Origin of the sequence: Streptomyces shenzhenensis (assembly GCF_021462265.1) — a bacterium.
GTDB classification, from domain to species: domain Bacteria; phylum Actinomycetota; class Actinomycetes; order Streptomycetales; family Streptomycetaceae; genus Streptomyces; species Streptomyces shenzhenensis.
This window is the reverse complement of sequence record NZ_JAJONF010000003.1, coordinates 271983-296774: the sequence shown is the minus strand read 5'-3', so window position 1 is coordinate 296774 and position 24792 is coordinate 271983. Positions and strand designations below refer to the sequence as shown.

General features: G+C 70.9%; 23 protein-coding genes and 1 tRNA gene. 13 read left to right on the top strand and 11 right to left on the bottom strand.

Annotated elements, in window-relative coordinates:
* Positions 1–124 precede the first annotated feature (124 nt).
* Entirely contained in the window at positions 125–2908 is a 2784-nt protein-coding gene (locus LQ326_RS05910; RefSeq protein WP_234533381.1) for an SUKH-4 family immunity protein, read from the bottom strand.
* An 8-nt stretch (positions 2909–2916) separates the two neighbouring features.
* On the bottom strand, positions 2917–3942 hold the full coding sequence (locus LQ326_RS05905) for an SMI1/KNR4 family protein (protein ID WP_234533380.1): 1026 nt from the start codon (positions 3940–3942) through the stop codon (positions 2917–2919).
* A 298-nt stretch (positions 3943–4240) separates the two neighbouring features.
* Between LQ326_RS05905 and LQ326_RS05900 the strand changes: the two genes are divergently transcribed.
* On the top strand, positions 4241–4789 hold the full coding sequence (locus LQ326_RS05900) for a YwqJ-related putative deaminase (protein ID WP_234533378.1): 549 nt from the start codon (positions 4241–4243) through the stop codon (positions 4787–4789).
* 79 nt (positions 4790–4868) lie between these two features.
* Positions 4869–5366, top strand: coding sequence for an SUKH-3 domain-containing protein (locus LQ326_RS05895; RefSeq protein ID WP_234533376.1), 498 nt, complete (start codon positions 4869–4871; stop codon positions 5364–5366).
* Positions 5367–5404: 38 nt separating this feature from the next.
* Here the strand turns inward: LQ326_RS05895 and LQ326_RS05890 are convergent, their stop codons facing one another.
* Positions 5405–6739, bottom strand: a complete 1335-nt coding sequence (locus LQ326_RS05890; protein WP_234533374.1) for a sensor histidine kinase — start codon at positions 6737–6739, stop codon at positions 5405–5407.
* Between the two features lie 168 nt (positions 6740–6907).
* Between LQ326_RS05890 and LQ326_RS05885 the strand changes: the two genes are divergently transcribed.
* The 7 genes from LQ326_RS05885 to LQ326_RS05855 all read left to right on the top strand — a co-directional run bounded on the left by LQ326_RS05885 (position 6908) and on the right by LQ326_RS05855 (position 12841).
* Positions 6908–7765: a hypothetical protein gene (locus tag LQ326_RS05885; RefSeq protein WP_234533372.1), complete on the top strand. Its 858-nt coding sequence runs from the start codon at positions 6908–6910 to the stop codon at positions 7763–7765.
* Between the two features lie 29 nt (positions 7766–7794).
* Positions 7795–7866: transfer RNA gene (locus LQ326_RS05880), tRNA-Gln, on the top strand.
* A 124-nt stretch (positions 7867–7990) separates the two neighbouring features.
* The gene (gene glmU / locus LQ326_RS05875) at positions 7991–9439 is read left to right on the top strand and encodes a bifunctional UDP-N-acetylglucosamine diphosphorylase/glucosamine-1-phosphate N-acetyltransferase GlmU (protein WP_234533369.1); all 1449 of its coding nucleotides are present in this window, start codon (positions 7991–7993) and stop codon (positions 9437–9439) included.
* A gap of 139 nt (positions 9440–9578) precedes the next feature.
* Positions 9579–10559, top strand: a complete 981-nt coding sequence (locus LQ326_RS05870) for a ribose-phosphate diphosphokinase (RefSeq protein WP_234533367.1) — start codon at positions 9579–9581, stop codon at positions 10557–10559.
* Positions 10560–10763: 204 nt separating this feature from the next.
* Positions 10764–11351, top strand: coding sequence for a 50S ribosomal protein L25/general stress protein Ctc (locus LQ326_RS05865; RefSeq protein ID WP_234533365.1), 588 nt, complete (start codon positions 10764–10766; stop codon positions 11349–11351).
* A gap of 329 nt (positions 11352–11680) precedes the next feature.
* Positions 11681–12298, top strand: coding sequence for an aminoacyl-tRNA hydrolase (pth, locus tag LQ326_RS05860; protein WP_234533363.1), 618 nt, complete (start codon positions 11681–11683; stop codon positions 12296–12298).
* Positions 12299–12340: 42 nt separating this feature from the next.
* Positions 12341–12841, top strand: coding sequence for a hypothetical protein (locus tag LQ326_RS05855; RefSeq protein ID WP_234533361.1), 501 nt, complete (start codon positions 12341–12343; stop codon positions 12839–12841).
* 74 nt (positions 12842–12915) lie between these two features.
* Here the strand turns inward: LQ326_RS05855 and ppc are convergent, their stop codons facing one another.
* Positions 12916–15648 (bottom strand): phosphoenolpyruvate carboxylase, encoded by a 2733-nt coding sequence (gene ppc, locus LQ326_RS05850; protein ID WP_234533359.1) that lies wholly within the window; start codon positions 15646–15648, stop codon positions 12916–12918.
* Between the two features lie 307 nt (positions 15649–15955).
* On the opposite strand from ppc, the gene LQ326_RS05845 reads away from it, so the two are divergent.
* The gene (locus LQ326_RS05845) at positions 15956–16966 is read left to right on the top strand and encodes an acyl-CoA desaturase (RefSeq protein ID WP_234533356.1); all 1011 of its coding nucleotides are present in this window, start codon (positions 15956–15958) and stop codon (positions 16964–16966) included.
* On the top strand, positions 16963–17637 hold the full coding sequence (locus tag LQ326_RS05840) for a TetR/AcrR family transcriptional regulator (RefSeq protein WP_234533354.1): 675 nt from the start codon (positions 16963–16965) through the stop codon (positions 17635–17637). Before LQ326_RS05845 ends, LQ326_RS05840 begins: the two co-directional genes overlap by 4 nt.
* Before the next feature lie 41 nt (positions 17638–17678).
* Here the strand turns inward: LQ326_RS05840 and LQ326_RS05835 are convergent, their stop codons facing one another.
* The 3 genes from LQ326_RS05835 to LQ326_RS05825 all read right to left on the bottom strand — a co-directional run bounded on the left by LQ326_RS05835 (position 17679) and on the right by LQ326_RS05825 (position 19105).
* The gene (locus tag LQ326_RS05835) at positions 17679–17852 is read right to left on the bottom strand and encodes a CsbD family protein (protein WP_234533352.1); all 174 of its coding nucleotides are present in this window, start codon (positions 17850–17852) and stop codon (positions 17679–17681) included.
* A gap of 78 nt (positions 17853–17930) precedes the next feature.
* Positions 17931–18293 (bottom strand): VOC family protein, encoded by a 363-nt coding sequence (locus LQ326_RS05830; protein WP_234533350.1) that lies wholly within the window; start codon positions 18291–18293, stop codon positions 17931–17933.
* Positions 18293–19105: a trans-aconitate 2-methyltransferase gene (locus tag LQ326_RS05825; protein WP_234533348.1), complete on the bottom strand. Its 813-nt coding sequence runs from the start codon at positions 19103–19105 to the stop codon at positions 18293–18295. The genes LQ326_RS05830 and LQ326_RS05825 overlap by 1 nt, the downstream gene beginning before the upstream one ends.
* An 89-nt stretch (positions 19106–19194) precedes the next feature.
* On the opposite strand from LQ326_RS05825, the gene LQ326_RS05820 reads away from it, so the two are divergent.
* A complete protein-coding gene (locus LQ326_RS05820; protein WP_234533347.1) occupies positions 19195–19692 on the top strand; it encodes a MarR family winged helix-turn-helix transcriptional regulator in 498 nt (165 codons plus the stop codon).
* A 250-nt stretch (positions 19693–19942) separates the two neighbouring features.
* Here the strand turns inward: LQ326_RS05820 and LQ326_RS05815 are convergent, their stop codons facing one another.
* Positions 19943–20716 (bottom strand): LuxR C-terminal-related transcriptional regulator, encoded by a 774-nt coding sequence (locus LQ326_RS05815; protein WP_234533345.1) that lies wholly within the window; start codon positions 20714–20716, stop codon positions 19943–19945.
* 260 nt (positions 20717–20976) lie between these two features.
* On the opposite strand from LQ326_RS05815, the gene LQ326_RS05810 reads away from it, so the two are divergent.
* Positions 20977–21435 carry a GNAT family N-acetyltransferase gene (locus tag LQ326_RS05810; protein ID WP_234533343.1) on the top strand — a complete coding sequence of 153 codons (459 nt, stop codon included), beginning with the start codon at positions 20977–20979 and terminating at the stop codon, positions 21433–21435.
* A 3-nt stretch (positions 21436–21438) separates the two neighbouring features.
* On the opposite strand, the gene galK is transcribed toward LQ326_RS05810, so the two are convergent.
* From galK to galT, 3 genes are read right to left on the bottom strand one after another with little or no spacing between them, the layout of a single operon-like run.
* A complete protein-coding gene (gene galK / locus LQ326_RS05805; protein ID WP_234533341.1) occupies positions 21439–22596 on the bottom strand; it encodes a galactokinase in 1158 nt (385 codons plus the stop codon).
* Positions 22596–23564: a UDP-glucose 4-epimerase GalE gene (gene galE / locus LQ326_RS05800; RefSeq protein WP_234533339.1), complete on the bottom strand. Its 969-nt coding sequence runs from the start codon at positions 23562–23564 to the stop codon at positions 22596–22598. The genes galK and galE overlap by 1 nt, the downstream gene beginning before the upstream one ends.
* Complete coding sequence (gene galT, locus LQ326_RS05795; RefSeq protein ID WP_234533337.1) at positions 23564–24622, bottom strand: galactose-1-phosphate uridylyltransferase; 1059 nt, start codon at positions 24620–24622, stop codon at positions 23564–23566. The genes galE and galT overlap by 1 nt, the downstream gene beginning before the upstream one ends.
* Positions 24623–24792: the final 170 nt, after the last annotated feature.

Here is a 24792-nt window from a genome sequence, read left to right as displayed (position 1 = left end):
GCTCCGGCGGCGTGAAGTCCACCCGCCCGCCATGCGCGTACGGAACGGGCGCCGGGCACGCGCGTGGGGGCCGGTCAGGTCAACCGACCCGACCGGCCCCCATGACAGCCGTCTCAGCCTCGCGTCACAGCAGACCGTCCCACATCTGCTCCAGCAGCACCGACCACCAGCTCTCCGGCGAACCGAGCGCCGCCGGGTCCAGCGAGGCCAGCTGCGCCTGGAAGTCGACGGTCCAGCGGCCCGCCTGCTCCTGGTTCAGGCCGAACCTGAGCCGCCACATCCGGCCCAGCAGGGCCAGACAGCGAGCGAACTCGGGCAGCCCCGTGTTCACGAACTGCGGCGGCACGGACGCCCCGCCCGGCCCCGCCTCGACGGGCACGGCCACGATGTTCGCGGTGCCGTACTGCACGCAGAGCGCCTTGCCGAAGTCGGTCCCCATGACGAGGTACGACGCCGCGTCCGACGCCGGCTGCAACCCGCGCTCCTGCGCCAGCTCCGCCAGCGTCGGCACCGGACGGCCGGGCTGCGCCTGCGCCCAGAAGAACGGCCCCATGTCCAGCGGCAGCCCCGCCACCACCAGCGTGTGCGCCACGATCGGCGGCACCCCCTGCCGCGACACCGCCGCCTGCTCGAACCGGAACATGCCAGGACCGAACGCAGCCGCCAGCTCCTGCGCGATCGCCTCCGGCGGGACCGGCGGCGCGGCCTGCACCTGCGGCAACGGCGCCCGCACCGGCGCGGGCCGCGCGGGACCCGCCGCCACCTGGTGCAACTCGCCCTGATGCGCCAGCAACTGACGCATCCCCTGCTGCCGGCTGGCGTGATCCGTCCCGTACGGCGCGATGCTCGCCAGCCGCGCCTGCGGCCACTGCTCCCGGATCATCCGCGCGCAGTAGGCACCCGGCAGCTCGCACGGCTCCAGCTCCGTGTGCAGCTCCAGCACCTGGTCCGGCGGCACGTTCATCGCCCGCAGCTCGTGGAAGATCTGCCACTCCGGGTGCGGCGTGCCCGGCGCCGAACGCCGGATCAGCTGCTGCTCCGAACCGTCCTGCGCCCGGTAGCGCAGCACCGCCTGGTAGCCGGGGCCCACCGTCGGCTGCCCCTGCTGCGGGTAGCCGTACCCCGGAGGCTGACCGGGCACCGGCTGACCGGGCGGCGGCATCGCACCGGCCGGCATCGGGGGCGGCATCTGCGGGGGCATCCGCGGCGGCGTCTGCGGAGCGCCCGGCGGCATACCGGGAGCACCCGGAGCGACCACCGGGGGTGCCGCCAGCACCGTCTCCGCGTGGTGAACCGCCGCGCCGCCGGGGGCGGGAGGCACACCGGGGGCGTTCGGGGGCTGGGGTGCGCCCGGCGCGGGAGGCACACCCGGGGCGCCCGGAGGCTGCTGCGCGCCCCCGCCCACTCCGCTCGGCCCGGCCAGCATCGTGGCAGCGCGATGCGCGTCACCCGGAGGCACGTGGCCCGGAGGCACGTTGCCCGGAACGCCCGGCGTGCGGGGCGAGTCGGGGGCGCCCGGCGGAGTCTGCGGGCCCGGCACCTGCGCCGGCGTCTCGGGCCCTTCGGGAACCTGCGCCGACACCATCTGCGTCGGCGCGTACCCAGCCGCCGGCGCGGGCGGCTGAGGCGTGCCCGCAGGGTGGGCGCCCGGCGCTCCCGGGACGCCCGGCGGCGGAGGCGGCGCACCGGCCCCGCCACGCGCCCTGCGCGGAGGAGGCGCGGCCCGGCTCGTCGCGGCTTCCGCTATGTCACTGGCGTTCGGCGCGAGAGGCCGACTGGGAGCGGCCGGACCGGCCGGACCGGGTGGAGCAGCCGGAGGAGCCGGATTCGCGGGACCCGCCGGATTCGCCGGATTCACCGGCGGCTGGGGCGCGCCCGGACCGGCACCGGCCGTTACCTGCGGATAGCCGTAGCCCGGAGCAGGCGGCGCCTGCGGGTAACCGTAGGAAGGCGCGGGCACCTGCGGCTGAGCCGGTGCGCCCGGAGCCGCCGGTCCCTGCGGGTAGCCGTACGACGGCGCGTCCCGCGGAGGCGGCTCAGGCGTACCGCCCTGCGGCGCACGGCCCCGCACCTCCCGCGTACTCGCATCGTCGAGCGCCGGGGACACCGCCGTGCGGGGCAGCTGACTGCCGCCCGCCATCAGCGCCGTCTCGGCGTCTCCCAGGACACCGTCGTCGGCATCGCCCAGCGGCGGTGCGAACACCGTGGCGGGCAGCGGGACGGAACGGTCCTCACCGGCATCGGCGTTCGTGTCGGTACCGGCCCAAGGAGTCGCACCGGCAGGCACGTCGAGCCCACTCGCCGCACCCCGCGCCCCGGCGGCCGCCCCGGCCCCGGCGCCCGCCGCGGCCGGCGGCCAGGAAGCACCACCGCTCCCCGCCGGACCGGCCCCACCAGAAGCCCCCGGCACCCCGGCCTGCGTCTCGGCAAGCCCATCGGAACCGGAACCGGAACCGGGCCCGGAGCCAGAGCCGGAAACGGAACCCGCACCCGCACCCGCCGACGCCCCGTCACCCCCCGACCGCCGATCCGGAATACCCAGCTTGTCCGCCGCCTCCTGGAGCCACTCCGGAGGACTCAGCAAGAACGACGTCTGGTTCAGGTCCACCCGGGCCGCGGGCGCCGGCACCGCGTCGGCGACCTCCGCCTCACGGCCGTACTCCTCCTCGTACCGGCGGACCACCTCGCCCACCGGCAGCGCCGGCCACAACGTGGCCTCACCGCTGTCCCGGGCGATGACCAGCCGCTGCCCGCCCGCGTCCGACCGCGGGCCCTCCGCCCGGTCCTCACCCCACACCACGAACCCGAGGCCGAACTCCCGTACCCGCACCTCACGATGCTGGTACGCCGGCACGTCACCGTTGATCCACTCTTCCGCGCGCTCCTGCGCCTGCGCGAACGTCACCATGCCCGACCTCACTCCCCCGAGCCGTCGGAAGACAACGGCACGGCACGCGCGAAACCACCGTCGACCATCAGGTTCGCCACCGTCTCCAACTCCGGCGGAGACCCCGCCAGCCGCGACAGGAACACGTCGAAGTCCTCACCGCACGGCAACAGCAGACGCTCCACCCGCTCCGCCGGCGGCAGCCCCGGATCCACGTCACGCGCGTCGTCGTACGCACAGAACCACACCGAACCCAGCCGGTCGCCCCTCACCTTCACCGCCAGCAGGCCGCCCTGCACGAAACTGACGCCCAGGTAGTCCTTGGTCAGATGGTCACGCAGGCACTTGTTGACGTACACAAGGTCGTTCACCGCCGCCTCGTCACGGACCGTGAAGAACGGCTGGTCCAGCAGCAGTCCGAGACCGGCGTCCAACGCCGTGCCCACCGGCGCGCACCCGCCCGCCGCCTTCAGGAACGTACGGTACGCACCCGGCAGCCGGTACCCGAGGTCCTCCTCGACCCCCTGCACCTGCGACTCCGACACCGCCACACCCGACTTCGGCAGCCCGAAGTGCGCCGGACGGGTCTCCTGCAACGGGCGCGTTCCGCGCTTCCCGTGGTCCACCCGTGCCGTCGCCACCCCGCCGTGATGCCGCAGCAACGCCTTCACCTCGACCGGAACCAGCTCCAGCCGCCGCGACCCGACCACGTGATGCCACGTCCAGCCGTGCGGCGTCGCCACCGCAGGCACCGTGTCCCACAGTTCATGACCCGAAGCCGCCAGCACCGCGTTCGCGGACACGAAGTCCGTCAGCCGCAACTCGTCGACACCGAAGCCCTCCGGCGGATCGGCGATCTCCGCCGCCGCGCGCGCGTAAGGCGAGAAGTCGGGATAGCCACGCTCGTCGACCCGTACCCCTCTCGGGTGACGTGCCGCCCGGACCGGATCCGGGAAGTGCACGACCTGCCCGGCGTAGGCCGCGTTCGGCGGCGCGGCCTGTCCCCCGGCCTGGCCGCTGGGCGGTGCCCCCAGCCCGAGCCGACCTGTCGTCATGACGGATGCCCCCTGCGGCACTCTGTACGGCCCGGTACCACACCCCTGCGGCGCGCCACGGCCCGTATCCGGCTGTCTCTCCCACGTCCCAGACGCGTCGACCGCGCCCATCGCGGTGCCGACAGCCTATGCGGTACGCGAACCCCGGTCACCGGCCCTCCGGTTCCGTGACCAGCCGTCACCCCGCCGTGACAGCGCGCCCAAACCCGGGCGTGTCGCACCGCCCCAGCTACCACACCCGCCACCGGATTTGGCAGTCTGTGACTTTCGGGGGGATGCCCGGGAGGGGAAGACGATCATGAACGGCACACAGACGGGACCGCACACCGCCACGCCCGGCGCCGGCCGCGGCGCCATCCACGGCACCACCGACGGCGACCCCCGTATCGACTGGAGCAGCACCGAGACACCTCCCGTCCCCGCCCTCCAGCACCGCCGCGACGGCATCCTGCCCACCGTCGCCGCCGCCCTCTCCGTCCGCGGCGCCACCCTCACCGGCACCGCCGCCCGCGGCGACCAGCCGCCCCCACTGCACCCGCTGGTCCAGGAGTTCCTCGACACCCTCCCCAGCGGCCAGCGCGACCGCTTCACCGGCCGCTGCGCCGAAGCCATCCTCATCTCACGGCACATCAGCGCCGCCGACAGCGCCCGCAGCAAACGCGCCGCCCGCAAACCCATGACCAACGGCGAAGCCCGCAAATCCCTCAAGCAGGCCAAGCTCACCGCCCGCCGCATACGCGAGGACGGCGACCCCCTGCACGGCAGCTTCGCCGCCCCCTGCCGGGCCTGCGCCGCCCTCACCGCCCACTTCGGCGTCCGCGTCGTCGACCCCACCACCGACGCCTGACGCACCCACCACCCCCACACACGCACCACAGGCCCCACAGCCAGCACCCGCACCCGCACCACACACGAACGAAGGGCAGATGCACGCCGACCGCACCTCCTCCACGCGCTTCTCCGTGCCCGTCGACGCGGCCCTGCGCACCGCCGGCTGGCTCCCCGGACGCTGGGACATAAAGCAGGCCGAGGTCTGGGCCGACACCCTGCGCGGCCACGCCTCACCCGCCGGCCACCGGCACGCCGTCTTCCCCGCCGCCGTCGAGGCCTGGGCCGAGTTCGGCGGCCTGCACATCAAACCGACCGGCACCGGCCGCCAGATCGCCCCCGCCGCGCTCCACATCGACCCTCTGCACGGCCTCCACCTCGCCCGCACCCTCGGCGACCTGGGCCGCGCCCTCGACACCGAGCTCTGCCCCCTCGGCGCGGAGACCGACACCCACGCACTCCTCGCCATCGACGCCGAGGGCCGCGTCTACACCCTCGACCACACCGGCGACTGGTACGTCGGCCCCGACATCGACCACGCCCTGACCACCCTCATCGCCGGCCTCGAACCCCACCGCCTCACCACCCAGGCATAACCCGGCGTAACCAGACGCAACCAGACGCAACCAGGCGGTCACACCGCCGGTATCACCGCCGACACCCGAAACCCCCCGGCATCCGTCGGCCCCGACACGAACACCCCACCCAACCCCAGCACCCGCTCACGCATCCCCACCAGACCGTTCCCACCCGAGGGCAGCCCGGCAGACGCCGCCGACGCCGGCTCCGGCGGCGGCTCGTTCTCCACCTGCATCGCGATCTCCGCCACCCGATGCGCCAGCCGCACATGCGTCTTCGCACCCGCCGCATGCTTGTGGACGTTCGTCAGCGCCTCCTGCACCACCCGGAACGCCGTCTGCTCGATCTCCGCCGCGTACGACCGCACCGCACCCTCGACCGACAGATCCACCACCATCCCCGCCGCCGCCGACTGCCCGATCAGCACCTCCAACTCCGACAGCCACGGCCCCTCCTCCTCCGCCACCCGGGAAGCCGCCGCCGCGGCCGCCGCCCCCACCGCGGCCAACGGCACCGAAGCCGACACGGACACAACCGAGGCCGAGGCCGAAGCCGTACGCCGCTGAGCACCCTCCCCCGACCGCAGCACACCCAGCATCTCCCGCAGCTCCGTCAACGCCTGGCGCCCCATGTCACCCACCAGCGCCGCGTTCCGCACCGCCTTCTCCGGATCCTTCCGCGCCACCGCCTGCAACGCCGCCGCATGCACCACCATCAACGACACCCGGTGCGCGACCACGTCATGCATCTCGCGCGCGATCCGCGTCCGCTCCTCGCCCCGGGCCCACTCCGCACGCTCCTCCGCCCGCTCCGCGAGCAGCTGAAGCTCCCGCTCCAGACTGTCCGCCCGCTCCCGCAGGCTCTCCATCAGCCGCCGCCGGGCACCCACGTACAGCCCCAGCAGCACCGGCGGAGCGGTCAGCCCCAGCGAGGTGGTCACCGCCGCGAAGGGCACGAACCAGTCCCCCAGCGTCAGATCACCCCGCGCCATGTCCTGCTTCACCCGCACGAACGTCACGATCATCATCCCCACCAGCGACATGCCCGCCAGCGCCACGATGATCCGCCTCGGCAACTCCGCCGCGGCAAGGGTGTACAGGCCGACGATGCCCATCAGGAAACCCATCTGGGCCGGCGTGATCGCGATCGCGACCAGCACCACGGCGATCGGCCACTTCCGGCGCAGCACCAGCACGGAACCGGCCAGCAGACCGAACACGACCCCCGCCGGCAACGGGATCCCCGCGTCCCGCGCGAACGGAACCCCCTCCGCGGCGCACTCCAGCGCCGACACCAGTGCGAGCACCACGTCCAGAACCGCGCTACGCCACCTCGACCACCACCACGGCCCGGTCAAGGCCGTCGCGTGGTCTGCCCCCGTCGTGGTCATGCCTCAAGCCTACGGGCGCGAGGGTGGGCTTTTCCGGTGAGTTTCGTCTACTCACCTACACCACACTCCGTAACCCGAACAACACCAAAACCCCTCGGTATCGCTCGAACTGCTGAACCACACCCCGTTCGACCACGGAACCGATCATTCCGCCCAGACGGTATGCCCATGGCACATCCACACAGCAAGTACCAGGACTTCGAGAGCCTGCGGGAACAGGCGGTGGCGCTGCGGCGGACGGGACTCAGCCGCCGCCAGATCCGCGACCGCCTGCACGTCCACAACAACGACATCCTCAACCGCCTCCTGGAGGGCGAGCCCCCTCCGGAATGGACAAAGCGCCCGAACGCGAAGGACGACCTGAGGGAAAGGGCACGGGAGCTGCGGCTCCAGGGGTGGACCTACGACCAGATCCAGGTGGAACTGGGGTGCTCGAAGAGCTCGATCTCGTTGTGGGTAAGGGATCTGCCGACGCCGGAGCGGAAACGCAGCCGCGAGGAAGCCGCAGCCATCGCCAGGAGGGGCTGGGACGAGACACTGCGCATCCGCGACGAAGAACGCCAGCAGACGAAGGCGGAGGCAAAGCAGTCGATCGGCACCCTCTCGGCCCGCGAACTGTTCCTGGTGGGCGTCGGCCTCTACTGGGCGGAGGGCAGCAAGGACAAGTCCTACGACCGCCGCGAGAATGTCATCTTCGTCAACAGCGACCCAGGCATGATCAAGGTCTACCTCGCCTGGCTCGACCTGCTCAAAGTCGAGCGCAAACGCCTGCGGTTCAGCGTCATGATCCACGAGAGCGGCGACGTCTTGGGCGCCGAGCAGTACTGGGCAGAGCTGGTTGGCGCCGACGCCTCAGCCTTCAACAAGACGACACTCAAGAAGCACAACCCCAAAACGGTTCGCAAGAACGTCGGCGACGGCTATCGGGGTTGCCTAGTGATCAAAGTCCTCCAGGGGGCCGACTTGTACCGTCGCATCGAGGGCTGGTGGTGCGGCATAGTAGGTGGCGCGACCGCGACGGAATAACTAAATGTCCGTTTAGGGAGCTTTTGCCATCCCCTGTGGTGTAATCGGCAACACGGGTCACTTTGGATGATTTGTTCCAGGTTCGAGTCCTGGCAGGGGAGCACGCTCGGTTCGGGTCCTGACTAGCGACAGCACCGTCAGGACCCGCTCTCATGTCCCCCACGAAACGCCCCGGTATCCTGCGGGTGTCACCCCCACCCGTCCAAAAAGCCGAAGGGCAACTCCGTGAGCGCCATTCGCCCGGCAGCCGTCGTCGTTCTCGCAGCGGGCGAGGGCACCCGTATGAAGTCGGCCACACCGAAGGTCCTGCATGAGATCTGCGGCCGCTCCCTGGTGGGTCATGTGCTCGCCGCCTCACGCGAGTTGGACCCGGAGAACCTGATCGTCGTCGTCGGGCACGCACGCGAGCAGGTCGCCGCTCACCTCGGCGAGGTCGACGCCACCGTGCGTACCGCCGTGCAGGAGCGGCAGAACGGCACCGGGCACGCCGTGCGGATGGCGCTGGAGGAGCTGGGCGGGGCGGTCGACGGGACCGTGGTCGTGGTCTGCGGTGACACCCCGCTGTTGACCGGGGCGACGTTGCGGGGGCTCACCAAGGCGCATCAAGGCGACGGCAACGCCGTGACGGTGCTGACGGCGGAGGTGCCGGACGCGACGGGTTACGGCCGTATCGTGCGCGACGCGGCCTCCGGGGCCGTGACGGCCATCGTGGAGCACAAGGACGCGTCCGAGGCGCAGCGGGTGATCCGGGAGATCAACTCCGGGGTGTTCGCGTTCGACGGGCGGCTGCTCGCGGACGCGCTGGGGAAGGTGCGGACGAACAACAGTCAGGGTGAGGAGTACCTGACGGATGTTCTCGGGATTCTGCGGGAGGCCGGGCACCGGGTGGGGGCCTCGGTGGCGGGTGACCACCGGGAGATCGCCGGGATCAACAACCGGGTGCAGTTGGCCCAGGCGCGGCGGATCCTCAACGACCGGCTGCTGGAGCGGGCGATGCTGGAGGGTGTGACCGTGGTGGATCCGGCGACGACGTGGGTCGACGTGACGGTTACGTTCGAGCAGGATGTCGTGGTCAATCCGGGGACGCAGTTGCAGGGGTCCACGCATCTTGCGCGGGGTGCCGAGGTCGGGCCGAACAGCCGGCTGAAGGACACGCGGGTGGGTGCGGGGGCGCGGGTGGACAACACGGTGTCTTATTCCTCTCATATCGGTGCGGGTGCGTCCGTGGGACCGTATGCCTATCTGCGGCCGGGGACCCGGTTGGGTGCGAAGGGCAAGATCGGTACGTACGTGGAGACGAAGAACGCGTCGATCGGGGAGGGGACGAAGATTCCGCATCTCTCCTATGTGGGTGACGCGTCGATCGGCGAGTACTCGAACATCGGTGCGGCCAGTGTGTTCGTGAACTACGACGGGGAGAGCAAGCACCACACGACTGTGGGGTCGCACTGCAAGACGGGCTCGGACAACATGTTTGTGGCGCCTGTCACGATCGGGGACGGTGCGTACACCGCTGCGGGGTCTGTGATCACGAAGGATGTGCCGCCCGGTTCGCTGGCCGTGGCCCGCGGTCAGCAGCGGAATATCGAGGGTTGGGTGGCTCGTAAGCGTCCGGGGAGTTCGGCGGCGAAGGCCGCCGAGGCGGCTTCCCGGCGGGGTACGAACGAGGACTGACCGGAAACAGGTGCGCCGAAGACGTCGTACCGTGATAAGTGCACACCCGCACCTAACCAGCTGATTCGCTTCCGCGCCCGGCACACAGGGCGCTGGAGGTCCGGCTGTACGGCTGAGACACCTCTGAGGAGACAGTGCTGTGACCGGGATCAAGACGACCGGCGAGAAGAAGATGATGTTCTTCTCCGGCCGCGCCCACCCCGAGCTTGCCGAGGAGGTCGCCCAGCAGCTGGGTGTCGGGGTCGTCCCGACGAAGGCCTTCGACTTCGCGAACGGTGAGATCTACGTCCGCTATCAGGAGTCGGCGCGTGGTGCTGACTGCTTCGTGATCCAGAGCCACACGGCTCCGATCAATCAGTGGATCATGGAGCAGTTGATCATGATCGACGCGCTGAAGCGTGCGTCGGCGCGGTCCATCACCGTGATCGTGCCGTTCTACGGTTACGCGCGGCAGGACAAGAAGCACCGGGGTCGTGAACCGATCTCGGCGCGGCTGGTCGCGGATCTGATGAAGACGGCGGGTGCGGACCGGATCCTGACCGTGGATCTGCACACGGACCAGATCCAGGGTTTCTTCGACGGCCCGGTGGACCATCTGTTCGCGCTTCCGCTGCTCGCGGACTACGTGGGCGGGAAGGTGGACAAGGGCAAGCTGACCGTGGTGTCCCCGGACGCCGGCCGGGTGCGGGTGGCGGACCGGTGGTGCGACCGGCTCGGTGCGCCTCTGGCCATCGTGCACAAGCGGCGTGACAAGGACGTGGCGAACCAGGTCACGGTGCACGAGGTCGTGGGTGAGGTCGAGGGCCGGGTGTGTGTGCTGGTCGACGACATGATCGACACGGGTGGCACCATCTGCGCGGCGGCGGACGCGTTGTTCGCGCACGGTGCCGAGGACGTGATCGTCACCGCCACGCACGGTGTGCTGTCGGGTCCGGCGGCGGACCGGCTGAAGAACTCGCGGGTGAGTGAGTTCGTGCTGACGAACACGCTGCCGACGCCGGGTGAGCTGAGCCGGGATCTGGACAAGATCACGGTGCTGTCGATCGCGCCGACGATCGCGAGTGCGGTGCGTGAGGTGTTCGAGGACGGTTCGGTGACGAGCCTGTTCGACGAGCAGTGAGGTTTCTGCACCGGCTGCGCTGACCGCCGCTGAAGATCGTTTTGGGTACGGCCTCCCCCTCCGAGTAGACTGCTCAGGTTGCTCGGCGAGGGAGGCCGTACCTGTTGTGTGCAGGTGTCGGCGGTCCGTTATCGACGCGCTCTTCGTAGCAGGCCGTTCGTGGCCGGGTAACCACGTCCGTCTCTACCTACGAGGAGTGATCACATGTCCGAAGTGAAGATCGCCGCCCAGACGCGCACCGAGTTCGGCAAGGGTGCCGCGCGCCGTATCCGTCGTGACAGCAAGGTCCCCGGTGTCCTGTACGGCCACGGTTCGGACCCGATCCACCTGACCCTGCCGGGCCACGAGCTGCTGCTCGCGCTGCGTACGTCGAACGTCCTGATCTCCCTGGACATCGACGGCAAGTCCAACGAGCTGGCGATCCCGAAGTCCGTGCAGCGCGATGCGATCAAGGGTTACCTTGAGCACGTCGACCTGCAGCTGGTCAAGCGCGGCGAGAAGGTCACGGTCGAGATCCCGGTGCACACCGAGGGCGAGCTGGCCCCCGGCGGTTACCTGCTGGAGCACGTGCTGAACGCGCTGCCGGTCGAGGCCGAGGCCACCCACATCCCCGAGGCCGTCTCAGTCTCCATCGAGGGCCTGGAGGCCGGCGCCTCCGTCCTCGCCAAGGACATCACCCTGCCGTCCGGGGTGTCCCTGGCCGTCGAGGAGGACGCGGTCGTCCTCCAGGTCCTGTCCGCGCAGGCGGAGGAGGCGACCGAGGGCGAGGCCGAGGGAGCCGCTGAGGCCTGAGCCGTCGGTTCAGGCGCCGTCTGCTGAACTGGCGCCCGGCACTGGTGGCTGTGCCCACCCTCCCCCACGCTCGGCTTCGCTCGCGCGGGGGGGGGATCCCATCGCCCTGCGGAACGCCTGCCCACAGCGGCAGCCATATGGTGGGCGCCGCCACACAGCGGTGACCACGCGGTAGGCGCCCGCCACACAGCGGCAGCTACGCGGTAGGCGCCCGCCACACAGCGGCAGCCCTACGAGGCGGCCGCCGTGCAGCGGTGAGCGGTAAGCGGTTGTTCGACGGTCAGCCGCCGTTCCCCCCGGGAGCGGCGGCTGGCGCGTATGAAGGAGACATGGACGTGACCACCACCGCAGGCGGCGCCTCCGCAGGCGCGCCCTGGCTGATCGTCGGGCTCGGTAATCCCGGGCCTGAGTACGCGATGAACCGGCACAACGTCGGGTTCATGGTCGTGGAGTTGCTCGCCGGGCGGATCGGGGGGAAGTTCAAGCGGGCCGGGAAGGCGCAGGCTCAGGTCGTGGAGGGGCGGCTGGGGGCGCCGGGGCCGGGCGGTCGGCGGGTGGTGCTGGCCAAGCCGATGTCGTTCATGAACCTGTCCGGTGGTCCTGTGAACGCGCTGCGCGACTTCTACAAGGTGCCGCCTGCGAACATCGTGGCGATCCACGACGAGCTCGACATCGACTACGGCGTTCTCCGTCTCAAGCTGGGGGGCGGCGACAACGGGCACAACGGCCTGAAGTCGATGACGAAGGCGATGGGTCCGGACTATCACCGGGTGCGGTTCGGGATCGGGCGGCCTCCGGGTCGTATGCAGGTCGCCGACTTCGTGCTGAAGGACTTCTCCTCGAGCGAGCGCAAGGAGCTGGACTACTTCGTGGACCGGGCCGCCGACGCGGTGGAGGCGCTGGTCGCCGAGGGGTTGGAGCGGGCGCAAAGCTCGTACAACTCCTGACTTGTCCCCCAGGGCAGTTGACCGGCCGTAGGGACATGGCCAATGATCCCGGCCATGCCTGCTGCCTCCGCCGCTTCCTCCCGTACGGCCCCGGTCGACGCGCTGCGTGTCGTGTCGATGGGCGCGGTCGCCGTGCTGATCCTGGTCGCCGGGGTGTGGGGGTCCTGGGGGACCGCGCAGCACGTGATGCTGACGAAGGGCAAGGAGCGGGGCACGGTCAGGGTGACGGCGTGCGGTGCGGACACCTGCACGGGGCCGTTCACGCCGGTGTCGGCGGGTGCGTCGGCGCGTGCCGCCGTCGTCATCGGCAAGTCGGTCGCGGTGCGCAAGGGGCGGACGTACGACGTGGTCGTGAAGCCGGGCACCGATGATGTGGTCCGGTCCGGTCCCGCCGGGGTGCTGTACGCCTGGGTGCCGTTCGGCGGTGCGTTGCTGCTGGCGTCGGTGGTGGTGGCCGGGGGCCTGCGGCTGCGCCGGGCGGCGTGGGTGCTGGGTGGTTCGGGGCTCGCGCTGCTCACGGTGGCGTTCGCCGCGGTGCAGTGAGACGAGGGGTGCGGTGAGACGAGGGGTGCCCCCGGGGTGTGCGACCCCGGGGGCACCGCTGTGTCCGGCCGTGGTCAGCCGGTGTTGCGCAGGCCCGCCGCCACGCCGTTGACGGTGAGCAGCAGCGCGCGGGCGAGCAGCGGGTCGGCCTGTTCTCCGGCCGCCGCCGCTTCGCGCTGGCGCTTGAGCAGGGCGACCTGGAGGTAGGAGATCGGGTCCAGGTAGGCGTCGCGGATGGTGAAGGTCTGCTTGAGGACCGGGGTGGCGTCGAGGAGTTCGGCCTCTCCGGTGATCTTGAGGACTTCGGCGACGGTCAGTTCGTGTTCTTCGCGGATGGTGTCGAACACGTGCTTGAGTTCGTCGGGGACGAGTGTGTCCACGTAGTGCTGGGCGATCCGCAGGTCGGTCTTGGCGAGGGTCATCTCGACGTTGGAGACGAAGTTGCGGAAGAAGTGCCACTGTTCGTGCATCTCGCTGAGGACGGTGTCCAGACCGGCTTCGCGCAGCGCCTTCAGGCCGGAGCCGACGCCGAACCAGCCGGGGACGATCTGCCGGGACTGGGTCCAGCCGAACACCCACGGGATGGCGCGCAGGCCGTCGAGCGAGACGCCGGAGCCGGGGCGGCGGGAGGGCCGGGAGCCCAGGTGCAGGTCGGCGAGCTGGTCCACCGGTGTCGACGCGAGGAAGTACGTCGGCAGGTCCGGGTCTTCCACCAGGCGGCGGTAGGCGGCGTGGGCGGCGTCGGAGACGACGTCCATGGCGGCGTCCCAGCGGGCCAGTGCCTCCACGGACTGGCGGGGGGCGGTGTGCAGGGCGGAGGCCTGCAGGGTGGCCGCGACCGTCAGTTCCAGGTTCTCCCTGGCCAGGGAGGGGATCAGGTACTTGTCGGAGATGACCTCGCCCTGTTCGGTGACCTTGATCTCGCCCTCCAGGGTGCCCCAGGGCTGGGCGAGGATGGCGTCGTGGGAGGGGCCGCCGCCGCGGCCGACGGTGCCGCCGCGGCCGTGGAAGAGGCGCAGGCGTACGCCGTAGCGGTGGGCGACGTCGCGCAGTCGGCGCTGGGCGCGGTGGATCTCCCACTGGGAGGTGGTGATGCCGCCGAACTTGGAGGAGTCGGAGTAGCCGAGCATGACTTCCTGGACGTCTCCGCGCAGTGCCACCAGTCGGCGGTACGACGGGTCGGAGAGCATGTCCTCCAGGATGGTGTCGGCGGCCTTGAGCTCGTCGGTGGTCTCCAGGAGCGGCACGATGCCGATCTTCGCCCAGCCGGCGTGCAGGTCGACCAGGCCTGCCTCGCGGGCGAGGACGGCGGCGGCGAAGACGTCGTCGGCGCCCTGGCACATGGAGATGATGTACGACTCGACGACCTCGGGGCCGAAGATCTCCAGGGCCTTCTTCACGGTCTCGAAGACGCCGAGGGTCTTGGCGCCGGCCGCGTCGACGGGTGCCGGGGTGGGGGCCAGCGGCCTTCTCGACCTGAGTTCCTTGGCGAGCAGCTTGGCGCGGTACTCGCGGGGCATGTCGGCGTAGCGCCAGGATTCCTCGCCGAGGCGGTCGAAGAGCTGGCCGAGGGCGTGGTGGTGGGCGTCGGCGTGTTCGCGGACGTCCATGGTGGCGAGCTGGAGGCCGAACGCGGCGAGGGTGCGGATCGTACGGGCCAGGCGGCCGTCGGCGAACAGGCTGCCGCGGTGTTCGCGCAGGGAGGCCTGGATCAGGCGCAGGTCGCCGAGGAGCTCGGCGGTGCCGAGGTAGTCGCGGCCGGGTTCGTGCGGGGTGCCGGTGGCCAGGCGCTGCTTGGTGTTGGTGAGCTTCTGCCGGATGCAGGTGGCCTTGAGGCGGTAGGGCTCCTCGGCGTTGAGGCGCTTGTAGCGGGGGCTGATCTCGGGCAGGCGTTCCAGGTCGCCGCGGAGGGATTCCAGCAGTTCTTCGGTGGCGCCGGTGTAGCGGATGGAGTTGGAGAGGAAGCCGCGGAGCTCGTCGATGGTCTCCAGGGCGTCGTTGATGCCGTGCTCGTGCTGGAGGATGAGGACGTCCCAGGTGACCTGGGGGGTGACGTTGGGGTTGCCGTCGCGGTCGCCGCCGATCCAGGTGCCGAACGTCAGGGGCCGGGTGTCGTCGGGGAGCTTGACGCCGACCCGCTCCAGTTCCGCCGTCAGGTCCTCCAGGACGTCGCCGACCGCGTCGGCGTGCAGTTCGTCGAGGTAGTAGATGGCGTTGCGGGCCTCGTCGGCGGGCTCCGGGCGGACGACGCGCAGTTCGTCCGTCTGCCAGACCAGGTCGATGTTCTCGGCGAGGCGGATGTCGGTGCGGCGGCGGTCGGACTCGATGACGGGCGTGTCCAGGAGTGCGGCGATGCGCCGGAGCTTGTTGAGGACGGAGCGGCGCGCGGCCTCGGTGGGGTGCGCCGTGAACACCGGTCGGACGTTGAGGTTGTGCACGCTCTGGCGCAGGTGTTCGGGGTCGGCGTCCTTGAGGAGGTCGGCGGTGCGGGCGAGGGCGCCGCCCTCGTCGGCACGGCGGGCGCGCAGCTCACGGCCGCGGTGCACCTGCTCGGTGACGTTGGCGAGGTGGAAGTAGGTGGAGAAGGCGCGGACCAGTTTGGCGGCGGTCTCCAGTTCGGTTCCGCGCAGCAGTTCGGCGGCGGCCTCGCCGTCCTCGCGGGTGAGGCGGCGGACCCTCTCGACGAGTTCCAGCAGCTCGGGGCCCTCCTGGCGGACGAGGGTCTCGCCGAGAAGGTCACCCAGCCGGCGGATGTCGGCGCGCAGCTCGCTGCTGGTCGTGGTGGTCTGGTCGTCGGCACTGCTCACAGGTGCGGCTCCTTGCAGTGTTGAAGCTCGTCTGGAGGGAACCCGTCAGGCGGCCGTGCGGCAGGCGGGACCTGTCCGCATACGGGCCGGACATCCGGGAAGAAAACAGAGCGGACCGCGCTGTCCGACCGACTTCAAGGATAGGTGTCCATGAGGACGCGCAGGTTCTGGGGCTCTTGCTGCGAGACGCCTCGCTGCCATACTTACGTTGCCGTAGGTTACGGACCCGTAGGGAAGTACCTCTATCGTCCCTGTCGGTCGCCGCGGATCGGCACCTCTCAAACCCTCGACCCCACAGGGGACGCGCATGACCTCGTCTGGTTCCAATGTGATCGAAGACGCCCACAAGCCGACCGGTTCGACTGGTACGTCGGCCACTCTGGGCGGCGAGCAGAAGGGTTCGATCGAGCAGCTCACCCTGCTGCTGTTCATCGTCGTACCGTTTCTCGCGCTGCTGGCGGCGGTGCCGCTGGCGTGGGGCTGGGGCGTGAGCTGGCTCGACCTGGGCCTGCTGGTGTTCTTCTACTACCTGGGCTGTCACGGTGTGACCATCGGTTTCCACCGGTATTTCACCCACGGCTCGTTCAAGGCCAAGCGGCCGCTGAGGATCGCGCTGGCGGTCGCGGGCTCGATGGCGGTGGAGGGCCCGCTGGTGCGCTGGGTGGCGGACCATCGCAAGCACCACAAGTTCTCCGACGCCGAGGGTGACCCGCACTCGCCGTGGCGGTACGGGGAGACCGTGCCGGCTCTCATCAAGGGCCTGTGGTGGGCGCACATCGCCTGGATGTTCGACGAGGAGCAGACCTCGCAGGAGAAGTACGCGCCGGATCTGATCAGGGACCCGGCGATCCGCACCATCTCCCGGCAGTTCGTCTACTGGACGATTCTGTCGCTGGCGCTGCCGCCGCTGATCGGCGGTCTGGTGACGATGTCCTGGTGGGGCGCGTTCACCGCGTTCTTCTGGGGTTCACTCGTCCGGGTGGCGCTGCTGCACCATGTGACGTGGTCGATCAACTCGATCTGCCACGCGGTGGGCAAGCGGCCGTTCAAGTCGCGGGACCGCTCGGGCAACGTGTGGTGGCTGGCGGTGCTGTCCTGCGGCGAGTCCTGGCACAACCTGCACCACGCCGACCCGACCTCGGCGCGGCACGGCGTGGAGCGCGGCCAGCTGGACTCCTCGGCGCGGATCATCCGCTGGTGCGAGCAGCTGGGCTGGGCGTACGACGTGCGCTGGCCGTCACGCTCGCGTATCGATTCGCGCCGTAACACCGGGGAAGGCGGCTCCCGGCAGGGGGCCGAGAGCGCGAAGGCGGCATGATTGACGCTGTGGCGACCGACTCCAGCACCCCCAGTCCCGACAAGCAGCGGCGGGCGCGTCGTACCCGCATGACCGGTGCGGAGCGCCGCCAGCAGTTGTTGGAGATCGGTCGCACCCTCTTCGCCGCGAAGGGGTTCGAGGGCACCTCGGTGGAGGAGATCGCGTCGAAGGCCGGGGTCTCCAAGCCGGTGGTGTACGAGCACTTCGGCGGCAAGGAGGGGCTGTACGCGGTGGTGGTGGACCGGGAGATGCGGCGTCTGCTGGACATGGTGACCGGGTCGCTGACCGCCGGTCACCCCCGTGAACTGTGCGAGCAGGCCGCGTTCGCGCTGCTCGACTACATCGAGGAGTACACCGACGGGTTCCGGATCCTGGTCCGGGACTCCCCCATCCCGCAGTCCACGGGTTCCTTCGCCTCGCTCATCTCGGACATCGCGACCCAGGTGGAGGACATCCTGGGCCGCGAGTTCAAGAGCCGCGGCTTCGACCCCAAGCTGGCCCCGCTGTACGCGCAGGCGCTGGTGGGCATGGTGGCGCTGACCGGCCAGTGGTGGCTGGACGTGCGCCGTCCGAAGAAGGCGGAGGTCGCCGCCCACCTGGTGAACCTGGCGTGGCACGGCCTGGACGGCCTGGAGCAGAAGCCGCGGCTGATAGGGCACCGCAAGGCCTGAGCCGGTGTGCGCGCTCGGGGCGCTGGGTGCGCTCAGTGCGCTCAGTGCTTGAAGATGTCCTTCATCTTCTCCTTGGCCTGGCGCGCGTCGCCCTTCGACTGCTCCAGGCGGCCCTCGGCCTCCAGCGGCAGATCGCGCGTCGCGCGCCCGCCGGCCTCCTTGGCCTTGCCCTTGATCTGTTCCTTCTTGCCTTTGGCCTTCTGATGTCCTGACACCGTGGGTCCCTCCTGACAGGGATACGTGCGTGGGTTCATTGCCCCGGGTAACCGGGAGCGTGCCGGGGCAAACGGTGTTCAGCGCACCGGCTCCAGGAACTCCAGCCGGTTGCCGACGGGGTCCTCGGAGTAGAAGCGGCGGTGGCCGGGGAGGTCGTCGTCCCAGGTGACGGGCGCGCCGTGGGCGGTCAGCCGGGCGGCGTAGGCGTCGATGCCCGTGACCCGCAGTCCGGGGTGGGCCTTGCGAGCCGGCCGGAAGTCCTGCGTCATGCCCAGGTGGAGCCGTACGGTGCCGGCCTCGAACCAGCAGCCGCCGCGCGCCGCGAGCACGGGCGGCTTGGGCACCTCCGTCATGCCGAGGGTGTCCCCGTAGTAGGCCCGCAGCGCGTCCTCCGAGCCGGGCGGGGCGGCGAGCTGGACGTGGTCGACGGCGGTGAGCATCAGCCCTCCCTGCGGGCGACGGCGAACAGGCGGCGGAACGGCAGGAGCGTCCCGTAGGGGGCGCTGGGGTAGGCCTGCCGCAGCAGGTCGCGGTAGTCGGCGACGAAGGCGTCCCGGGCCTCGGGGTCGTCGCCGAGGACGGTGAGGGCGGGGCGCAGACCGGTGCCCCTGACCCAGTCGAGGACGGGGTCCTCGCCCTGGAGGACGTGCAGGTAGGTGGTCTCCCAGACGTCGGTGGCGCAGCCGAGGCGGGCGAGCCGGTCGAGGTAGACGGCCGGCGGGTGGACGGAGTCCTCGTGGCGCAGCACGTCGGCGAGCCGGGCCTTCCAGCGGGGCGTGGCGGCGAGCTCGCGCATCAGGGCGTGCAGGGGCGCGTCGATGTTGTTCGGGACCTGGAAGGCGAAGCTGCCGCCGGGAGCGAGCGCGTCGAGCCAGCCGGCGAAGCGGTCGAGGTGGCCGGGGACCCACTGCAGCGCCGCGTTGGACACGATCAGGTCGTACGGCCCTTCGGGCGCCCAGGTGCGCAGGTCGGCGTGGGCGAAGTCGAGGCGGCCGCCGCCGGGGGTGGGGCCGGCGTGGTCCACCTCGGCCCGGTCGAGCATCGCGGGCGAGTTGTCGTAGCCGGTGATGTGCGCCGTGGGCCAGCGTTCGGCGAGGACCGCGGTGACGTTGCCGGGGCCGCAGCCGAGGTCGGCGATGACCGGGGGGTCGCCGGGCAGGGCCGGGACGTGGCCGAGGAGGTCGGTGAAGGCGCGGCCGCGGTGGCCGGAGTGACGGAGGTACTGGGCGGGGTCCCAGGCAGGAGTCGTCATGTCCTCCACCTTCCCCGCCCAAGTCTCTCGATGTCAAGAAGCTCGACATCAAGAGACTTCACGTCGACACAACCACTACACTGATCGCCATGGAGGACGAGGTCGATCGGCTGGTGGCTGCGTGGCGCCGGGAGCGCCCGGACCTCGACGTGGAACCGCTCGAGGTGCTCAGCCGGGTGAGCCGGCTGGCACGGCACCTGGACCGGGCACGTCGACTGGCCTTCGCCGAGCACAGCCTGGAGCCCTGGGAGTTCGACGTGCTCACCGCGCTCAGGCGCGCGGGCACGCCGTATCAGCTCTCTCCCGGGCAGTTGCTGACGCAGACCCTGGTCACTTCGGGGACCATGACCAACCGCATCGACCGGCTGACCAAGAAGGGCCTGGTGGAGCGGCTGCCGGACCCCAGCGACCGGCGGGGCGTGCTGGTCCGCCTGACCACCGAGGGCCAGGACCGCGCGGACCAGTCCCTGGCGGGCCTCCTCGCCCAGGAGAGAGCGATCCTCGGCGAGCTCTCCCCCACCCAGCGAGCCGACCTCGCCGGGCTGCTGCGCCAGTTGACCGCCCCGTTCGACAACATCCCCGGTTGAGGGGCCTGCCGGGCGGATCCTGCCGGAGACGCGGGGTTCGGCACGCGCTCCCCCAGAGGGGGTGCCCCCAGCCGCGTTGTCGTCACTCGCCGACGTCCCCCAGCCTTCGGCCGGGAGGTGCCCCCACCGCGTCGCCCGCCGCGGCAGCGGCTGATCGGCCACGTCTCCTCCGCCTTGCATCTGCACGCTCCCCCACGCTCGAACAACCTCGCGTGGGAGGTGCCCCCATGACCCCGCTCACCAGCGTTGATCAGGCACTGCTGCTTTCCTCCGGCACGATCCGCCCGGCAGGCCCCAGGTCGACGGGCCCGACCCCGGCCCGGCGCGCGAGCGCGACCGCGGCCAGGGTGGAGTGGACGCCCAGCTTGCCCAGCACGTTCTGCATGTGGGTGCGGACGGTGTGCGGGGACAGGAAGAGGCGCTCGGCGACGGCCTTGCGCCCCAGGCCCGCCACCATGCACCGAAGCACTTCCCGCTCCCTCGGGGTGAGGGACTCCACCAGGCGTTCGCTCTCGGTGCGGTGCTTGCGGGCCGCCGTCAGCTCCCGCAGCACGCCGGTGAGCAGGGCGGGCGGCAGATGCGTCTCGTCCCGCAGCACGCCCCGGATGACGTTCAGCAGCCGGGACAGCGAGCAGTCCTTGGCGACCCAGCCACAGGCGCCGGCCTGCAGGGCCAGGGCCGCACGCCGCGCGTCGTCCTTCTCGGCGAGGACGACGACCCGGACCGCGGGGTGGGCCGAGCGGACACCGGTGACCAGCGATATGCCGTCGACCAGCCCCTCCTCGTTGGCCTCCCGCACCGGCACGGCCGCCCGGCCGCCCGGCAGTTGACCGCCCAGGTCGGCGTCGACGAGCAGCACGTCGTAGCGGCGGCCCTCGGCGACCGCGCGTTCCAGGCAGCGCAGCGCGGCCGGACCGCTGCCGGCCGCGGAGACGTCGACGTCGGGCTCGGCCGCCAGCGCGGCGGCCAGCGACTCGGCGAAGATGCGATGGTCGTCGACGACCAGGACTCGGATGCGAACCACGAAACCCCCTTCCCCGATGCTCTTCACGAGCAGGGGATACCCCAGGTCCGGAGAACGACGACCCATGCGGACACGACACCCGCGGGAGGACGGAACCGCACGGCCGCCGCCGTGCCTGAACTGCTACCCCCGCCGCGGGCGTCGTATCCGGCTTGTCTCGCCCCCTGATCGGCACCGGCCCCCACCGGTACCGCTCATCAGAGTACGGCCGGTCGCCGGGAGCGGAAGGCAATTTGCAGAACTGCCCGGCCGGCGCGTTTATGGTGTGCCGCATGTTTCGTATTGAGGCGGAAGTCGACAAGGAACGACGCGATCTGCTGCGCGCGCGGCTGCTGGCCACCAACACGGCGGCCTCTCCTGTCCTGGCCGCCCTGCGCGGCACCCCGGACGGACGCGAAGTGCCGCTGCACCTCTGGGCGATGGACGAGGGTTCGGGCGACCTGGCCGGCGGGCTGGTCGGGCACAGCTGGGCGTCCTGGCTGCACGTCACCTACCTCTGGGTGGACGCCCGCCACCGCGGCACGGGTCTCGGCTCCGGCCTGCTCGCCGAGGCCGAGCGGATCGCCCGCGAGGACCGCGCCTGCACCGCGGCCCGCCTGGAGACCTGGGACTTCCAGGCCCCGGAGTTCTACAAGAAGCAGGGCTACGACGTGGTGTGCGTGATCCCCGACTACCCGCCGGGGATCACGGAGTACACGCTGACCAAGCGGCTGGGCTGAGCCTCAGCCCTCCCGCCGGGCACCCGCCGACGGCACCGCCTCGAAGACCCGCGGGGCCTTGAAACCGGCCGCCGCGAAGGCCTCCTCGACCGCCTTGGTGACCGTGTCGACGTCGGCCGCCTCGCTGAGGACGATCGCCGAGCCGCCGAAGCCGCCGCCGGTCATCCGGGCCCCCAGCGCACCGGCCGCGTTCGCCGCCTCCACGACCAGGTCCAGCTCGGGGCAGGAGACCTGGAAGTCGTCGCGCAGCGAGGCGTGGCCCTCGGTGAGGACCGGGCCGATGGCCCGGGTGTCGCCCGCTTCGAGCAGGGCGACGACGCGCTCGACGCGGTGGTCCTCGGTGACGATGTGGCGGACCAGGCGCCGTACCTCCTCCTCGTCGCCGAGGCGGGCGAGCGAGGCGTCGAGGTCGTCGTAGGCGATGTCCCGCAGCGCGTCCACGCCCAGCAGGGCCGCGCCCTTCTCGCAGCCCGCGCGGCGCTTGCCGTACTCGCCGCCGCTGTGGGCGTGCTTGACCCGCGTGTCGACGACCAGCAGACGCATGCCCTCGGCCGCGAGGTCGAAGGGGATCTGCTTCTGGGAGAGGTCGCGGGTGTCCAGGAACAGGGCGTGGCCCCGCTCGCAGCATGCCGACGCCGTCTGGTCCATGATGCCGGTCGGCGCCCCGACGTAGACGTTCTCCGCGCGCTGGCACAGGCGGGCCAGCTGCCAGCGCTGCAGGCCCAGTCCGAAGAGGTCGTTGAGGGCGAGGGCGATCACCACCTCCAGGGCCGCGGAGGAGGACAGGCCGGCGCCGGTCGGGACGTTGGAGGCCAGGTGCACGTCGGCACCGGTGACCGGGTGGCCGGCCTCCCGCAGCGCCCACACCACGCCCGCCGGGTACGCCGTCCACTCCTGGTCGGTGCCCGGTTCCAGGGCGTCGAGGGAGAGCTCGACGATGCCGCCCCCGACGTCGGAGGAGTGCAGCCGCAGTACGCCGTCGGTGCGGCGGGCGACGGCGGCCGTCGCCACCTGCGGCAGTGCGAACGGCATCACGAAACCGTCGTTGTAGTCGGTGTGTTCGCCGATCAGGTTGACCCGGCCCGGCGCCGCCCAGACGCCGTCGGGAGCCGTGCCGTACAGCTCCTCGAAGGCGGCTTCGACCTGTGTTGCTGCCCCCACTACTGCTCCCTTGCTGTGCTGATGCGCTGCGCGAACTCCCAGGCGTCCGCGACGATCCCCGCGAGGTCCGCGCGGGTCGGGTTCCAGCCCAGCTTCTCGCGGGCGGTGGCCGCCGAGGCGACCAGGACGGCCGGGTCGCCGCCCCGGCGCGGGGCCACGACCTCGGGGATCGGGTGGCCCGTGACCTGCCGGACGGTCTCGATGACCTGGCGGACCGAGAAGCCCTCGCCGTTGCCGAGGTTGCAGATCAGGTGCTCGCCGGGCCGCGCGGCCGTCAGGGCCAGCAGGTGGGCGTCGGCCAGGTCGGCGACGTGGATGTAGTCGCGGATGCAGGTGCCGTCGGGCGTCGGGTAGTCGTCACCGAAGACGGAGATGGCCTCGCGCCTGCCCTGGGCGACCTGGAGGACCAGCGGGATCAGGTGCGACTCGGGGTCGTGCCGCTCGCCCTGCGCGCCGTACGCCCCGGCCACGTTGAAGTAGCGCAGGGAGACCGCGGCCAGACCGTGGGCGGCCGCCTCGCCGGTGATCATGTGGTCGACGGCCAGCTTGGTGGCACCGTAGGGGGAGGTGGGGGCGGTCGGGTCGGTCTCGGTGATCGGGGTGTGGACGGGCTCGCCGTAGGTGGCCGCCGTGGAGGAGAAGACGAGCCTGTGGACGCCGGCCTCGCGCATCGCGGCGAGCAGCGCCATGGTGCCGCCGACGTTGTTGTCCCAGTACTTCTCGGGCTTCACGACCGACTCGCCGACCTGGGAGAACGCGGCGAAGTGCAGCACCGCGTCGTAGGAGGGGTCCAGCCACTTCGCGGCGTCGCGGATGTCGCCCTCCACGAAGGCGGCGCCCGCGGGGACGCCCTCCCTAAAGCCCGTGGACAGGTTGTCGAGGACGGTGACCTCGTGGCCCGCCTCCAGCAGATGCTGGGCGACCACGCTGCCGACGTAACCCGCCCCGCCCGTCACCAGGTACTTCATCAACTCGCTACCTCTCGCAGTCGCTCGGCCGCGCGCTCCGGCGGCACGTCGTTGATGAACACACTCATGCCTGATTCGGAACCCGCGAGAAACTTCAGCTTGCCGGACGTTCGGCGGATGGTGAAAAGCTCCAGGTGCAGCGCGAAGTCGTCGCGCGTGACACCGTCGAACTCCTCCAGCGTCCCGAACGGCGCCTGGTGCCAGGCGGCGATGTAGGGAGTGGGAGGCTCACCCTCACCGAAGATACGGTCGAAGCGCCTCAAGAGTTCCAGATAAACCTGGGGGAACTCTGAGCGTGCCTCCTCGTCGAGCCCGAGCAGGTCGGGGACGCGGCGCTTCGGGTACAGGTGGACCTCGTAGGGCCAGTGCGCCGCGTACGGCACGAACGCGACCCAGTGTTCACCCTCAAGGACGATCCGCTCGTCGGTGAGTTCACGCGCCAGGACGGCGTCGAAGAGGTTCTCCCCGCCGGTCGCTTCCTTGTGCGCCGCGAGCGACCGCAGCATCAGGGCGGTGCGCGGCGTGGTGAAGGGGTAGGCGTAGATCTGGCCGTGCGGGTGACCGAGCGTCACGCCGATCTCCTCGCCGCGGTTCTCGAAGCAGAACACCTGCTCGACGGAGGGGAGATGCGACAGTTCCGAGGTCCGGTCGGTCCACGCGTCGAGGACCAGGCGGGCCTGCTCCTCGGTGAGGCTCGCGAAGGACGCGTCGTGGTCCGAGGTGAAGCAGACCACCTCGCAGCGCCCGGAATCCCCGGCCAGCGAGGGGAAACGATTCTCGAAGACCACCACGTCGTACGACGAGTCCGGGATCTCGCTCAGCCGGTCGCCCTGGGTCGGGCACAGCGGGCACTGGTCGGCCGGCGGGTGGTAGGTGCGGCCCTGCCGGTGCGAGGCGATCGCGACCTGGTCGCCCAGCAACGGATCACGGCGGATCTCGGAGGTGGTGTGCGTCCGCTCCAGCGGACGGCGGTCCACCGCGTCCCGCACGGTGTCGTCGCGCAGGTCGTAGTAGATGAGTTCGCGACCGTCGGCCAGCCGGGTCGAGGTCTTCTTCACTGCGGACTCCCATTGATCGAGCCAGCCAACCATCAAACAGAACCGAACACACCAAAACACAACTCACCAGGCCAGTCAACATCGGAATCAATCAAGGTGAGACAACGAAAGTGTTGAATTAGTGGGTGCAGAACCCCACAGATGCCCCCGTATCCCCCACACACGGCGCG